Here is a 13022-nt window from a genome sequence, read left to right as displayed (position 1 = left end):
GGGAGGGAGGGGTGGGGGTGAGGGGGGGGTGGGGGCCCCACCCCCGCCCCCACCCACCCCTCAGTTCTCCTGCAAGAACTTCTTCGCCAGCTCATCCCCCCGGCTGACCGCGGCGTCGTGGCTTTCGATGGGTGACGCCTTGGAGTTCTTGAAGAGGATGTAGGTGACGCCGGAGTCGGCGCCGCCGGTCTCCGGGTCGGGGTCTATGCCCAGGCTCTTGGCGGTGGCGTAGGACGCCTCGCCGATGATCTTGTCGGGGCCGGTGTCCCCGACGACGGCGTATTCGACCTGGTTGTTGTAGATGACGGCGACGACGCCGCCGCCGTCGATGCCGTCCTTGGTGTAGTCCCAGATGCTGCTGGAGCTGGGGACGACGACGAACGGCAGCTCGGCGGCGCTGAGCGGTTTGCCGTCCGACTGGTGGAAGCGGGTGTCGTCCTGGAACCAGGGGTCGGTCTGTTCGTTGCACTGGTCGGTGATCTGGCCGTCGCAGTCGATGTCCATGTCGGCTTTCCAGAAGACCGCGCCGTTCTTGCCGCAGACGGGGACCGTGGCGGAGGTCTCCGCGTCGGTGCGGTACTTGCCGTTGGAGATCTGGTCGCAGTTCTTGAGCTTGGCCAGCAGGTCGGCGGCGCTGACGCTGCCTTCCTGGACGGGGTGGGCCCGGGCCGCGGTGGGGGACGCGGTGGTGGCCTGGGCGGAGGCCGGCAGGGCGGCTGCGGTGAGCAGCGCGGCGCCGGCGACGGTGGCGAGGGCAAGGTTTCTTGTCCGCACTGGGGAACCCTTCGATTAGGAAAGTTTCCTTACCGAGCGGGCCCAATCTGCTCCCGTTTACGTGTCCCCGTCAAGGAGTCGCACGGGGCGCCGTCGGCCGACCCGCCAGGATCGCCCGCCCGGAGCACGGACCGGCGCCCGCCCGGAGCACGGCCCGCGCCCCGCCCGGCGGACGGGCCCCGCACGCCCCCGCGCCCCGGCTCCCGCGCACCTCAGCCCGCGGTGGAGCCGCCCCCCGCCCGCACCAGCCCCGACTCGTACGCGAGGACCACGGCCTGGACGCGGTCGCGCAGGCTCAGCTTGGTGAGGATGCGGCCGACATGGGTCTTGACCGTGGCCTCGGAGAGCACCAGCCGCGCCGCGATCTCCCCGTTCGACAGGCCCTGCGCGACCAGCAGCAGGACCTCGCGCTCCCGCTCCGTCAGACGGCCCAGTTCGGGGCGGGTCGGCTCGGCGTGGGCGGCCGGCAACATCGGCGTGAACCGGTCCAGCAACCGCCGGGTGGTCGACGGCGCAACGACCGCGTCGCCGCTGTGCACGGCGCGGATCGCGGTGAGCAGTTCGCCCGGCGGCACATCCTTGAGCATGAAGCCGCTGGCCCCGGCCTTGAGCGCGGAGAACGCGTACTCGTCGAGGTCGAAGGTGGTCAGGATCAGCACCTTCGGCGCGTCCGCGGCACGGCCCTCGCCGCAGATCCGCCGTGTCGCCTCGACGCCGTCCAGGTGCGGCATCCGGACGTCCATGAGGATCACGTCGACCTTGGTGGCCCGCAGCGCCTCCAGCGCCTCCACGCCGTTGCCCGCCTCGGCGACGACCTCCATGTCGGGCTGGGCCGCCAGCACCATCCGGAATCCGGTGCGCAAGAGCGCCTGGTCGTCGACGAGCATCACACGGATGGTCATGGCAGGGGGTTCCCTTCGGATGCGGAACGGCGGTACGGCGGACGGAAGTCGGCGGGGCACGGATACGGGACGGGACGGACGCATGGAACCACGCCCCGGACGACGGCCGCGGCGGACCCCCGCGGCCCACCGGCGGAACTCACCACCGGCGTCCGGACCGCGGCCTCACCGTTCGGGCCGCAGCGGCAGCACCGCGTCGATCCGGAAGCCGCCGCCGTCGCGCGGGCCCGCCTCCAGGCTGCCGCCGACCATGCCGACCCGCTCGCGCATCCCGATGAGGCCGTGGCCGAGGCCGTCCGCCCCGCCCTCCTCGTACAGCTCGCTCTGCGCGCCGCGGCCGTCGTCCTCGATGAGGAGTTCCAGTTCGGCGTCCCCGTAGGTGACGCGGACCGTGGCGCCCGCGTCCGGTCCGCCGTGCTTACGGGTGTTGGTGAGGGCTTCCTGCACGATGCGGTACGCGGTGAGGGCGACGCCGCTGGGCAGCGGGCGGGAGGCGCCGTCGACGCGGAAGTCGACCGGCAGTCCGGCGCCGCGCACCTGCTCGACGAGGTCGCTGAGCTGCTCCACGCCGGGCTGCGGTACGTACTCGCCGCCCTCGGGCTGTTCGCCGGTGCGCAGCACGCCGAGCAGCCGCCGCATCTCGGCCAGGGCCTGCCGTCCGGTGCCGGAGATGGTCTCCAGCGCCTGTCGGGCCTGGTCGGGCGCGCTGTCGAGGACGTAGGCGGCGCCGTCGGCCTGGACGACCATGACGGAGACGTTGTGGGCGACGACGTCGTGGAGTTCGCGGGCGATGCGGGCGCGTTCGGCGGCGACGGCGATACGGGACTGGGCCTCGCGCTCCTTCTCCAGCCGGTCCGCCTTCTCCTGGAGCTGCGCCCAGTACGCCCGCCGGGTGCGGACGGAGTCGCCGAGCACCCAGGCGAGGACGAACGGGGCGGTGAACAGCACCGTGACGAACGCCGCCTCCCAGACGGGCCGTGGGGGTGCCGGTTCGCCGAAGCGCATCAGGAAGAGGCTCGGTGCGAGGCAGGCGCCGACCAGCGCCAGCCGGGACGCCCAGCGGGTGGTGCCGGAGGCGACGGTGTAGACGATGACGAGCAGCGCGAAGTCGGCCGGGTTGCCGCCCGCGTGGAAGATCAGCTGGACGAGGCCGACGAGGACGGCGAGCAGCAGCATCCGCTCGGGCCATTTGCGGCGCAGCGCGAGGACGGTGCAGAGGCCGAGGGTGACGAGGACGGCGGTGATGTCCGACGTCCCGTCGTGCGGCGAGACGATCCACAGGCTGTTGAACGCCAGGAGGAGGACAGCCCAGAAGGTGTCCACCCCCGTGGGGTGCCGGCGGAAGAAGTCGTAGAGACGCTGCACGTCACCCAGCGTAGGCAGGGCGGGTGGGCGGCGGGGTCAACCGGAGGAGCGATCCTGCCGGACGGCCCTACTCCGGAAGGTGGAGACGGTACGCGGGCGGGGAGGAGGACGAACCGGCCGCGGGGCGCGCGGACCCCGTCGCACGCCCCGCCCGGCCCCGTCGGTGCGGGGTGCGGCGCCCCCGTACCGTGGCCCCGTGACGAGCGAGTGGTGCGGCTGGCGGGATGCGGCGGAGGCGGCCCTGTACGGGCCCGACGGTTTCTACACCCGGCCGGGCGGCCCCGGCCCCGCGGGGCATTTCCGCACGTCGGTGCATGCCTCACCGCTGTTCGCCGGGGCGGTCGCGCGGCTGCTGCGGGAGGTGGACGCGGCGCTCGGGCACCCGGAGGAGCTGACGTTCGTCGATGTCGGCGCGGGCCGCGGTGAGCTGCTGACCGGGGTGCTCGCCGCCCTGGACGCGGACCCCGGCCTGTTGGCGCGGCTCCGCCCGTACGCCGTGGAGCGCGCCGGGCGTCCGGCCGGTCTCGACGGGCGGATCCACTGGTCGGCGCGGTTGCCGGAGCCGGGTGCGGCGGTGGGGCTGCTCTTCGCGAACGAGTGGCTGGACAACGTCCCCGTCGATGTCGTGGCGGCGGACGCGGACGGGGTGGTGCGCCGGGTGCTGGTCCGGGCGGACGGCGCGGAGCGGCCGGGCGGGCCGGTCGAGGGGGCGGACGCGGACTGGCTCGCCCGGTGGTGGCCGGTGCTCGCCCCGGAGGCGCTGCGTCCGCCGGGGGCGGCGCCGCCCGCCCCGGGGACGCGCGGGGAGATCGGGCGACCCCGGGACGCGGCGTGGGCGCGGGCGGTCCGGTCGCTCCGCGCCGGGCTGGCGGTCGCCGCCGACTACGCGCACACCCGGGCCGACCGTCCGCCGTTCGGCACGCTCACCGGGTTCCGCGCGGGCCGTGAGGTGGCGCCGGTCCCGGACGGGTCGGTGGATGTGACCGCCCATGTGGCGCTCGACGCGTGCGCCGGGCCGACGGGCCGTCTCCTGTCCCAGCGGGCCGCCCTGCACACGCTGGGTGTGACGGGCCGCCGTCCGCCGCTCGCGCTCGCCTCGGCCGATCCCGCCGGGTACGTACGGGCGCTGTCGGCCGCGGGCGCCGCGGCGGAGCTGACCGATCCGGCGGGGCTGGGCGGCTTCGGCTGGCTCGTCGAGCCGGTCGGTCCGGAGTGTGCGGAACTGCTGCGTCCGCGGGGGTGAGCGGTTCGGGTCGGGCGTGGGGCCGCGTTTCCGGCCGTCCCGGGGCGTGCGCGAGACTGTTCCCATGACGGAGACGACGGTCGGCATCGGCGGCGCGGCGGAGAGCACCGACATGGTGTTGAACATCGGCCCGCAACACCCCTCCACGCACGGCGTGCTGCGGCTGCGTCTGGTGCTGGACGGCGAGCGGATCCAGCATGCGGAGCCGGTGATCGGCTATATGCACCGCGGCGCGGAGAAGCTGTTCGAGGCGCGGGACTACCGCCAGATCATCATGCTCGCCAACCGTCACGACTGGCTGTCGGCGTTCTCCAACGAGCTGGGGGTGGTCCTCGGCGTCGAGCGGATGCTCGGCATGGAGGTCCCCGAGCGCGCCGTGTGGACGCGGACGCTGCTGGCGGAGCTGAACCGCGTCCTCAACCATCTGATGTTCCTCGGCTCGTACCCGCTGGAGCTGGGCGGCATCACGCCGGTCTTCCACGCGTTCCGGGAGCGGGAAGAGTTGCAGACGGTCATGGAGGAGGTCTCCGGCGGCCGGATGCACTACATGTTCAACCGCGTCGGCGGTCTCAAGGAGGACCTGCCCGCGGGATGGCTGGGCCGCGCGCGGCACGCCGTGGCGCAGGTGCGGGCCCGGATGTCCGTCTTCGACGATCTGGTCCTGGGCAACGAGATCTTCCGTGGCCGGACCCGCGGCATCGGCGTCCTCTCCCGGGAGGCGGTGCACGCGTACGGGGTGTCGGGGCCGATCGCGCGGGCGTCCGGCGTCGACTTCGACCTGCGGCGCGACGAGCCGTACCTCGCCTACCGGGAGCTGGCGGAGACGCTGCAGGTCGTCACGCGGGAGGAGGGCGACTGCCTGGCCCGCTTCGAGTGCCTGCTGGAGCAGAGCCACAACTCCCTCGACCTCGCCGACGCCTGTCTGGACCGGCTGGCGGAGTTGCCGCCGGGCCCGATCAACCAGCGGCTGCCGAAGGTGCTGAAGGCCCCCGAGGGCGCGACGTACGCGTGGACGGAGAACCCGCTCGGCGTCAACGGCTACTACCTCGTCTCCAAGGGCGAGAAGACCCCGTACCGCCTGAAGCTGCGCTCCGCCTCGTTCAACAACATCCAGGCCCTGACGGAGCTGCTGCCGGGCACGCTCGTCGCGGACATGGTGGCGATCCTGGGGTCACTCTTCTTCGTCGTCGGCGACATCGACAAGTAGGCCCACCCGCCCCGCGCACCAACGGCACCGGCCCCTCCCCGGAGTTTCGGGGAGGGGCCGGTGTTTCTGCTGTACGGGACCGGGCCGCCGTGACGGGGCCGGGCCGCCCGGGCTACGAGATGGCGGTGCGGAGACCGGCCAGGTCGAGCTGTTCCGTGTCGTCGTGGGCGGTGAGGTCGATGACCTCGCCCACACCGTCCTTGCCGGGGGCGTCCTTGCCGGAGGCGTCCTCGCCCGTGGCGTCCGCGTCGGTGGCCTCCGTCTCGGCGGTGTCCTGCGCGGCGGTGTCCGCGTCGGAGCCGTCTTCGGGGGCCGTGGCGTCGGCGGCGGTCTCGGTGGCGGTGTCCTCCGGCGCCGGGCGCTGCGCCTCGGTGCCGTCCGTGGCCTCGGACGGCACCGCCTCGGGCGCCGTGTTCTGCGCGGCGGCCGGAGCCGGGGCCCCGGTCACCGGAGCGGTGGCTTCCGCCGTGGCCTCGGCCGCCGGTGCCTGCGGGCCGGTCGCGGAGGTCTCGGCCGGGGCGGGGGCGCGGTGGGCGCCGGTGCCGCCGGTCGTCTCCGACTCCGCCGGACGGAGCCGGGCGGCGGCGCGGACGGTCTGCTCGGCTATGGCCTCGTCGCCGACGACATCGGCCAGGTCCTCCTCCATGGGCGCGGGCAGCGCCGGGGCCGCCGCGTTGCCGAAGAAGTCGAAGCCGCCGATCTCACGGGAGGCGGTGGGCCGGGGCGCGGCGGGCGGCGCGACGGCCGCGGCGGCCGCCGGGACGGGCCGCAGCGACGGCCCGGCCGGTGCGCCCGCCTCGGGTCCGGCGGCGGCCGGGGCCGCGTGCTTGCCGCGCGGACGGTCGCCGGGGGGATCCGTACGGGCGGCGCGCTGCCGGGCGGCGTTGCGGCTCAGCTCGCGGAGTGCGCGGTCGGCCTGCGCGAACGTCGCCGGGGCGGGGCGCCCGGACACGGCCGCGACGCCGGATCGGGGCCGCACCGCCACGTCCTGACGGGGCGTACCGCCGGTGGCGCCCGGTGCGGTGCGCTCGGCCGCCGGGGCACCGGCGGGCGCGGGCAGCGCCGCGGCGGGCGCCGTCGCCTCTATGGCGAGCTGACGGCGGTGCTCCAGGGCACCGGCCCGCTCGGTCTCGGCGGTGGCGTAGCGGCGCAGCAGGTCCGCGTGTTCGGTGCGCAGTCTGGCCAGCTCGGCGCGCTTGGCGCGGAGCTTGGTGTCCAGGGCGGCGCGGATCTCGCGGGACTCCTCGGCGTCCGATTCGAGTTCGGCGATCCGCTCCTCGGTGCGCCACTCGTCGCGGACGCGGGCGCGGCCCAGTTCGGCGACGCGCTTGCCGGCCTTGCGGTCCCAGGCGCGCAGCAGCGCCGCGCCGGTGACCGCGGCACCCGCGGCCCCGGCGGCGAGCACCCGCTGCACCAGGTCGTCGCCGACGAACCAGGTCCCGGCGGCGCAGGCGATCGACGCGCCGGCGACCGAGGAGGGAGGAAGCAGCCGGTGGAGGGGTGGTGAATGGCGGTGGCGTCCTCGTGGCATGGCCAGAAACTTACCGTGCGCCCGAGGCCGATGGGGCGCCGCCCACCAATCCGTTTCCCGGTGGTTACTTCTTCAGCAGACCCTTGGCCTCCAGATAAGTCTGCGCGACCTCCTCGGGCTTGAGCCGCTCGGCGTCGACCTTACGGTTCAGGGTGATCAGATCTTTGGTGGTGAGGACGTCCGTGAGCTTGCCGAGCGCCGCCTCGATTCCCTTGTCACCTGCGCTTTTGGCATTCACGACGGGCAGCACATTGTCGGCGTTCTGCAGCTTCTTGTCGTCGGTGAGGAGGACCAGCCCGAAGTTGTCGAGGGTGGCGTCGGTGGTCGTCGTCAGAACCACCTGATCGGTACCGTCCTTGACGGCCTGTTTGGACGACGGGGAGCCGACGCCCTTCGGGTCGATACCGGCGACGGATATGCCGTACGTCCGCTCCAGCCCGGGCTTGCAGAAGGGCCTGGTCTCGCACTCCTCACCGGCGGCGAGGGTGACCTTCTGTCCGGAGGCGCCGAGGTCGGACAGGGTCTTCAGCTTGTGCTTCGCGGCGAATTCGGTGGTGACCGCGAAGGCGTTCTGATCGGCGGCGGCACCTGCCGGGAGGACCTTGAGTCCGCGCGGACCGGCGAGCTTCTTCAGTGCGGTGACGGTCTTGTCGATGTCACCGGAGGCAACGGGCTTCGCCTTCGCGCCGTTCGTCTTCGCGTTGAGGAATTCGGCGAGCGTGGAGGCGTATTCGGGGACGACGTCGATCTGGCCCTTCTCCAGGGCCGGTTCATACAGTTCGCGATTGTCGAGGGTCTGGATGCGGGCGTCGTATCCGGCGGCTCCCAGCAGCTTGGAATACATCTGCGCGAGCACCTTCGACTCGGTGAAAACGGCCGAGCCGACGACGATTTCGCCCTTGCCGCCGCCCTTTCCGTGCGCCGCTCCCTTGTCCTCCAGGCTCTGGCCCCCGCAGGCGGCCAGCGTCGCCGCCAGTGCGGCCACCGTGCCCGCGGCGAGCGCGGTACGCGCCCCACGCGACGTGCTGCTCATGGACTCATCCTTCGCTTCGTCGGTTCCCACTGCCGTGGTCGGATCTGTCCGGTACGGGTGCGGGGCCGGGCCCCGCGGGCGCCGCCGGGACCGGAGCGCCGGGCGGGCCGGTGCAGGCTACGCGGGCGGCGGCGCCGCGCATCAGGCCGCGCCGCCGATCGCTACCGCATCGTCATCCCGCGCCCCGCGCCGCTCCCCGGGCCCGCGGCCGATCCGGGCGGCGCGGCGGCGGCCGCGCATCGGGTCGCAGAGCCGGTCGACGGCGACCATCACGCCCTCGACGGCCAGCGCCAGCGCGGCCACCAGGACGGCTCCGGCGACGACCTGCGCGGTGTCGTAGTTGCCGAACCCCGCGGTGATGACGCGGCCCAGTCCGCCGCCACCGGCCATCGCGGCGAGTGTGGCCGTCGCGACGATCTGGACGGCCGCGGAGCGCAGTCCGGTCATCAGCAGCGGATAGGCGAGGGGAAGTTCGACGCGGAGCAGGAGCTGCGGGCCGGACATACCCATACCGCGGGCCGCCTCGACGGCGTCCCGGTCGGCCTCGCGTATCCCGAGGTAGGCGTTGGTCAGCAGCGGCGGTATCGCGAACAGCACCAGCGCGATGACCGTGGGCCACTCCCCCTGGCTGCCGAGCGGGCCGAGCGTCAGCAGCACCAGCACCGCGAATGTGGGGACCGCCCGCCCGATGTTGGAGAGGTTGACCGCCAGCGCCCCGCCCTTGCCGATATGGCCCAGCCAGAGCGCCACCGGCAGTGCGATCAGGCAGGACAGCACCAGGCAGACCGCGCTGATCTGCACATGCTCGGCCAGCCGGTGCCAGACGCCCTTGTCGCCCGCCCAGTTGGCGGCCGTCGTCAGCCACTGCCAGGCACCTGTGAGCGCGTCCATCGTCAGGCCACCGCCTTCGTCGCCCGGGTGCGCCGACCGCCGGACCGGGAACCGGCGCGCGGCCGGGTCCACGGCGTCAGCATCCGCTGCACCGCCATCAGCAGCAGATCCGCCGCGACGGCCAGCAGGACGCAGAGCACGGAGGCGGTCAGCACCTCGGCCTTGAAGAAGCCCTGCAGCCCGCTGGCGATGAGGTTGCCCAGCCCGCCGAAGCCGACGACGGAGCCGATCGTCGTCATCGCGACCGTGGAGACCGTGGCGATACGTATCCCGGCGACCACCGCCGGGAGCGCCAGCGGGAGTTCCACCCCGAACAGCATCCGGGCCGGGCCGTACCCCATGCCGCGGGCCGCCTCGCGGACCTCGGCGGGCACCGCGTCGAGCCCGGCGAGGATGTTGCGGACCAGGATCGTCAGGGAGTAGAGCACCAGGCCGGTGATGACGACCGCGACGGAGACCCCGAAGACCGGGGTCAGCAGCGCGAACATGGCCAGCGACGGGATGGTGTAGAGCACCGTCGTCAGCCCCAGCACGGCGCCCGCGACCGCGCGGCGCCGCCGGGCGAGCAGCGCCAGCGGGAAGGCGATCAGCAGCCCGAGGGCCACCGACGCCGCGGTGATGCCGAGGTGCTGCACGGTGGCGGCCAGCAACTCATGGCTGCGGGTGCGCAGATAGGCGCCGCAGATCCAGTCGTTGGCCACCAGGCAGTCGGCGCCGCCCGGCGCCGCGGCCTGCGGCAGCCAGGGTCCGCCCGGATCCGCCGGCACCTGCCCGGACGGCCAGGCGGCCGCCGTAAGGCTCCACGGCACGCTCATCCGTCGTCACCTCCCCCGCCCTGTCGCTCACATTTTCGGTGACTGTCTGCGACCCTATCCCCCACCACTGACATCCGGCCGGGCCGCCATACGTCCGCCACACCGCGTTCACGCGCGGCTGCCCACAATGGGGACCGTCCACAACGGGGGAATGATGATCCGCTTCGAGCACGTCACCAAGCGCTACCCGGACGGGACGACCGCCGTCGACGACCTGTCCTTCGAGGTCGCGGAGGGCGAACTCGTCACCCTCGTCGGCCCGTCGGGCTGCGGCAAGACCACCACGATGAAGATGGTCAACCGCCTCATCGACCCCACCGGGGGCACCATCCACGTCGGCGGCGAGAACATCGCGGACACCGACCCGGTGGAGCTGCGCCGCCGGATCGGTTACGTCATCCAGCAGGTCGGGCTCTTCCCGCACAAGACCGTCCTGGACAACACCGCGACCGTGCCCCATCTGTTGGGCATCCCGCGGAAGAAGGGCCGGGAGCGGGCCGCCGAACTCCTCGACCTCGTCGGCCTCGACCCCACCGTCTACGGGCACCGCTACCCCGACCAGCTCTCCGGCGGCCAGCGCCAACGCGTCGGCGTCGCCCGCGCGCTCGCCGCCGACCCGCCGGTCCTCCTCATGGACGAGCCGTTCGGCGCCGTCGACCCCGTCGTCCGCGAGCACCTCCAGAACGAGTTCCGCCACCTCCAGCGCACCCTCGGCAAGACCGTCCTCTTCGTCACCCACGACATCGAGGAGGCGATCCGCCTCGGCGACCGCATCGCCGTCTACGGGCAGGGCCGCATCGAGCAGTTCGACACCCCGGCGGCCGTCCTCGGCGCGCCCGCGACCGGGTACGTCGCCGAGTTCGTCGGCGCGGACCGCGGTATCAAGCGGCTCTCGGTCACCCCCGTCGAACCGGGTGACCTGGAGGAACGCCCGGTCGTCCGGCTCGACGACCCGGCCGGTCGGGCCGCCGAGGCGCTCGCCGCCGACGACGCCTCCTGGGCGGTCGTCCTGGACGGCGAGGCCGCGCCGTACGGCTGGGTGCCCGCCGCCGCGCTCACCGGGGACGGCCCGGACGGCGCCACCGTCCGCGACCACGCCCGCCCGATGGACGCCACGCTGCCGGTGGGCGCGCCGCTGCGGGAGGCGTTCGGGGCGCTGCTGGGCCATGACGCCGGGTGGATAGCCGTCCTCGACGAGGGGCGCTACGCGGGCGTCCTCACCCCCGGCGGTCTGCACGCGGCGCTGCGCCGCGCGACCAGCGCCGACGCCTCCCGGACCACCCGCGAGGCGGTCACCCTGGAGACCGTCCCGGGCGCCTGACCACCGACACCCGGCCGGATCGTACGGGCGGGTCGTACGGGCCCGCTCATGCGGAAGGCCCGCGCGCCGGAAGGCCGCGGGCCCGAAACGGACCGGGAGCCGCCACCGCGGGCGGCCCGGTGCTCACACCGAGGTGGAACCCGGCCGCGGCCCGTCCACGTCGTCGTCCTCCGGCAGCTTGCAGACCCGCTCCAGGAAGAGGGCCGCGGCGACCACGGCGGCGCCCGCCAGGACCGAGAGTCCGGCGTAGATCGCCTGATCGCGGCGCGGCCCGGCGTCGAGGCCGGTGGTCAGCAGGAAGACGCCGACGCCGCCGTAGATCCCGGCGACCAGCGCCGCGACCAGGGCGCTGGCCTGCCCGAAGATCAGCACGCGGGCGGCGAGCAGCGGCTCCACGCCCTTGGCGTCCGCGCGCCGCTCACGCTGGGCCCGCAACCGCGCGCGGAACGAGAAGGCGGCCGAGCCCAGCAGCGCGGCGATCAGCGCCAGCACGATCGGCGCGGCCACCGGGACGCTCGGCAGGCTCCCGAAGCTGTCCCACAGCCGGGCGCCGGCCCACGCCAGCACCCCGGCCACCACGAACAGCCCGACCAGCACCTTGATACGTAGCTGCTTCACCGGGCATTCGCTCCTCGCACCGTCATGACGTACCGCTCGATCCGTCCCGCCGCACCGCGGCGCTCACGTCCTACGCAACCACGGCGGCGGCGGAATCGCCGTCCACGACGTACGCGACCGGCCGGAGCGTCGGCGTCCGCGCGGTCCGCGCGGACCCGCAAGCCTAACGATTACTCGGGCAGCCGCAGTTCCAGGTCGGTGCGGAGCGTGACGCCCTCGCTGCCGACCCCGGCCAGCAGTTCGGCGACCGGACCGCGCCCGGGGACCTCCGCGGACGGGTCGACGTCGTGCCACGGCACCAGCACGAAGGCCCGCTCATGGGCGCGCGGGTGCGGCAGCGTCAACCGCGGGTCGTCGGAGACCACGTCCTGGTACGCGAGGATGTCGACGTCGATGGTGCGCGGGGCCCACCGCTCGTCCCGCACCCGCTCGAAGGCTTCCTCGATGGCGTGGCCGCGCTCCAGCAGGGACTCCGGCGGCAGCGTCGTCTTGATCAGCACGACGGCGTTGAAGTACGAGGGCTGCGAGTCGGGCTCGACGCCCCACGGCTCGGTCTCGTAGACCGGCGAGACGGCCTTGACCCGCAGGCCGGGCGTGTCCTCCAGCGCGTCGATCGCGCCCTGGAGGGTCTCCAGGCGGTTGCCGAGATTGCTGCCGAGGGAGATGACGGCGCGCTTGGGGTTGGAGAGCGTCACATCGGCCGCGTCCACCTGCTCGACGACGGAGGTGGGCACCGGCTGGACGGTCGGGTCGCTGCTGGTCTTCATACTCGGCTCCGGGTGATGGTGATGGTCACGTCGTCGAAGGGGACGGTGATCGGGGCGTCCGGCTTGTGCACCACGACCTCCACCTCCTGCACCCCCTCGTGCTTCAGGCACTGGGTGGCGATCCGCTCCGCGAGGGTCTCGATGAGGTCGACCGGATCGCCCTCGACGATCGCCACCACCTCCTCGGCCACCACGCCGTAATGGACGGTCTTGGCGAGATCGTCGGTCGCCGCCGCCGGACGGGTGTCCAGACCCAGCACCAGATCGACGAGGAAGGTCTGGCCCTCCTCGCGTTCGCGGGGGAACACCCCGTGGTGCCCACGGGCCTTCAGCCCACGCAGCGCGACACGATCCACGCGAATCACTCCCACCGGTCTGGCACCTGCGGCGCCCCTGCTCGTCGGATTCCGGACCCGCGCCGAACGCCTCCGGCACATCGCCCGTTGTCGAATCTACCTGCGAGCACCGACAACGCTTGCCCATGGGGGCTATGGACAAGGGCCGTCGCTGCTGCTAAGAACCGGCCCTGCGAACGGGCCCGGGGCAGCCGTGCGA

Annotated in this window: 13 protein-coding genes; 3 read left to right on the top strand and 10 right to left on the bottom strand. The window is 73.5% G+C overall.

The window, feature by feature from the left end; translation table 11 throughout:
• Positions 1–60: 60 nt before the first annotated feature.
• The 3 genes from IF23_RS0127965 to IF23_RS0127955 form a co-directional block, all read right to left on the bottom strand.
• The gene (locus tag IF23_RS0127965) at positions 61–774 is read right to left on the bottom strand and encodes a glycoside hydrolase family 75 protein (RefSeq protein WP_030288535.1); all 714 of its coding nucleotides are present in this window, start codon (positions 772–774) and stop codon (positions 61–63) included.
• 212 nt (positions 775–986) lie between these two features.
• Positions 987–1676, bottom strand: a complete 690-nt coding sequence (locus IF23_RS0127960) for a response regulator (RefSeq protein ID WP_030288533.1) — start codon at positions 1674–1676, stop codon at positions 987–989.
• 165 nt (positions 1677–1841) lie between these two features.
• Complete coding sequence (locus IF23_RS0127955) at positions 1842–3041, bottom strand: sensor histidine kinase (RefSeq protein ID WP_030288532.1); 1200 nt, start codon at positions 3039–3041, stop codon at positions 1842–1844.
• Between the two features lie 196 nt (positions 3042–3237).
• Here IF23_RS0127955 and IF23_RS0127950 point away from each other — a divergent pair, with 196 nt between their 5' ends.
• Together IF23_RS0127950 and IF23_RS0127945 are read left to right on the top strand one after the other, a co-directional pair.
• On the top strand, positions 3238–4284 hold the full coding sequence (locus tag IF23_RS0127950; protein ID WP_030288530.1) for an SAM-dependent methyltransferase: 1047 nt from the start codon (positions 3238–3240) through the stop codon (positions 4282–4284).
• A gap of 64 nt (positions 4285–4348) precedes the next feature.
• Positions 4349–5491 carry an NADH-quinone oxidoreductase subunit D gene (locus IF23_RS0127945; RefSeq protein WP_030288529.1) on the top strand — a complete coding sequence of 381 codons (1143 nt, stop codon included), beginning with the start codon at positions 4349–4351 and terminating at the stop codon, positions 5489–5491.
• A gap of 112 nt (positions 5492–5603) precedes the next feature.
• On the opposite strand, the gene IF23_RS0127940 is transcribed toward IF23_RS0127945, so the two are convergent.
• The 4 genes from IF23_RS0127940 to IF23_RS0127925 form a co-directional block, all read right to left on the bottom strand.
• Positions 5604–7022: a hypothetical protein gene (locus IF23_RS0127940; protein ID WP_030288527.1), complete on the bottom strand. Its 1419-nt coding sequence runs from the start codon at positions 7020–7022 to the stop codon at positions 5604–5606.
• A gap of 64 nt (positions 7023–7086) precedes the next feature.
• Positions 7087–8055, bottom strand: a complete 969-nt coding sequence (locus IF23_RS0127935; RefSeq protein ID WP_030288525.1) for an ABC transporter substrate-binding protein — start codon at positions 8053–8055, stop codon at positions 7087–7089.
• Between the two features lie 141 nt (positions 8056–8196).
• A complete protein-coding gene (locus IF23_RS0127930; RefSeq protein WP_037679985.1) occupies positions 8197–8946 on the bottom strand; it encodes an ABC transporter permease in 750 nt (249 codons plus the stop codon).
• Between the two features lie 2 nt (positions 8947–8948).
• The gene (locus IF23_RS0127925; RefSeq protein WP_078654309.1) at positions 8949–9761 is read right to left on the bottom strand and encodes an ABC transporter permease; all 813 of its coding nucleotides are present in this window, start codon (positions 9759–9761) and stop codon (positions 8949–8951) included.
• Positions 9762–9915: 154 nt separating this feature from the next.
• Between IF23_RS0127925 and IF23_RS0127920 the strand changes: the two genes are divergently transcribed.
• Positions 9916–11082 carry an ABC transporter ATP-binding protein gene (locus IF23_RS0127920; protein ID WP_030288520.1) on the top strand — a complete coding sequence of 389 codons (1167 nt, stop codon included), beginning with the start codon at positions 9916–9918 and terminating at the stop codon, positions 11080–11082.
• 123 nt (positions 11083–11205) lie between these two features.
• On the opposite strand, the gene IF23_RS0127915 is transcribed toward IF23_RS0127920, so the two are convergent.
• The 3 genes from IF23_RS0127915 to folB all read right to left on the bottom strand — a co-directional run bounded on the left by IF23_RS0127915 (position 11206) and on the right by folB (position 12823).
• Positions 11206–11700 carry a DUF3180 domain-containing protein gene (locus IF23_RS0127915; RefSeq protein ID WP_030288519.1) on the bottom strand — a complete coding sequence of 165 codons (495 nt, stop codon included), beginning with the start codon at positions 11698–11700 and terminating at the stop codon, positions 11206–11208.
• Between the two features lie 170 nt (positions 11701–11870).
• On the bottom strand, positions 11871–12467 hold the full coding sequence (folK, locus tag IF23_RS0127910; protein ID WP_030288517.1) for a 2-amino-4-hydroxy-6-hydroxymethyldihydropteridine diphosphokinase: 597 nt from the start codon (positions 12465–12467) through the stop codon (positions 11871–11873).
• Complete coding sequence (gene folB / locus IF23_RS0127905; RefSeq protein ID WP_030288515.1) at positions 12464–12823, bottom strand: dihydroneopterin aldolase; 360 nt, start codon at positions 12821–12823, stop codon at positions 12464–12466. The genes folK and folB overlap by 4 nt, the downstream gene beginning before the upstream one ends.
• Positions 12824–13022: the final 199 nt, after the last annotated feature.

Source organism: Streptomyces catenulae (assembly GCF_000718015.1).
Taxonomy (GTDB): Bacteria; Actinomycetota; Actinomycetes; order Streptomycetales; family Streptomycetaceae; genus Streptomyces; species Streptomyces catenulae.
Note: the sequence above shows the minus strand (reverse complement) of the source record. Positions and strands in the feature narration are given on the sequence as shown.

Excerpts from the sequence above, each read along its gene's own strand:
- IF23_RS0127960 (WP_030288533.1), bottom strand. The coding sequence starts at position 1,676 with ATGACCATCCGTGTGATGCTCGTCGACGACCAGGCGCTCTTGCGCACC.
- IF23_RS0127945 (WP_030288529.1), top strand. The coding sequence starts at position 4,349 with ATGACGGAGACGACGGTCGGCATCGGCGGCGCGGCGGAGAGCACCGAC.
- IF23_RS0127940 (WP_030288527.1), bottom strand. The coding sequence starts at position 7,022 with ATGCCACGAGGACGCCACCGCCATTCACCACCCCTCCACCGGCTGCTT.
- IF23_RS0127935 (WP_030288525.1), bottom strand. The coding sequence starts at position 8,055 with ATGAGCAGCACGTCGCGTGGGGCGCGTACCGCGCTCGCCGCGGGCACG.
- IF23_RS0127930 (WP_037679985.1), bottom strand. The coding sequence starts at position 8,946 with ATGGACGCGCTCACAGGTGCCTGGCAGTGGCTGACGACGGCCGCCAAC.
- IF23_RS0127925 (WP_078654309.1), bottom strand. The coding sequence starts at position 9,761 with ATGAGCGTGCCGTGGAGCCTTACGGCGGCCGCCTGGCCGTCCGGGCAG.
- IF23_RS0127920 (WP_030288520.1), top strand. The coding sequence starts at position 9,916 with ATGATCCGCTTCGAGCACGTCACCAAGCGCTACCCGGACGGGACGACC.
- folK (WP_030288517.1), bottom strand. The coding sequence starts at position 12,467 with ATGAAGACCAGCAGCGACCCGACCGTCCAGCCGGTGCCCACCTCCGTC.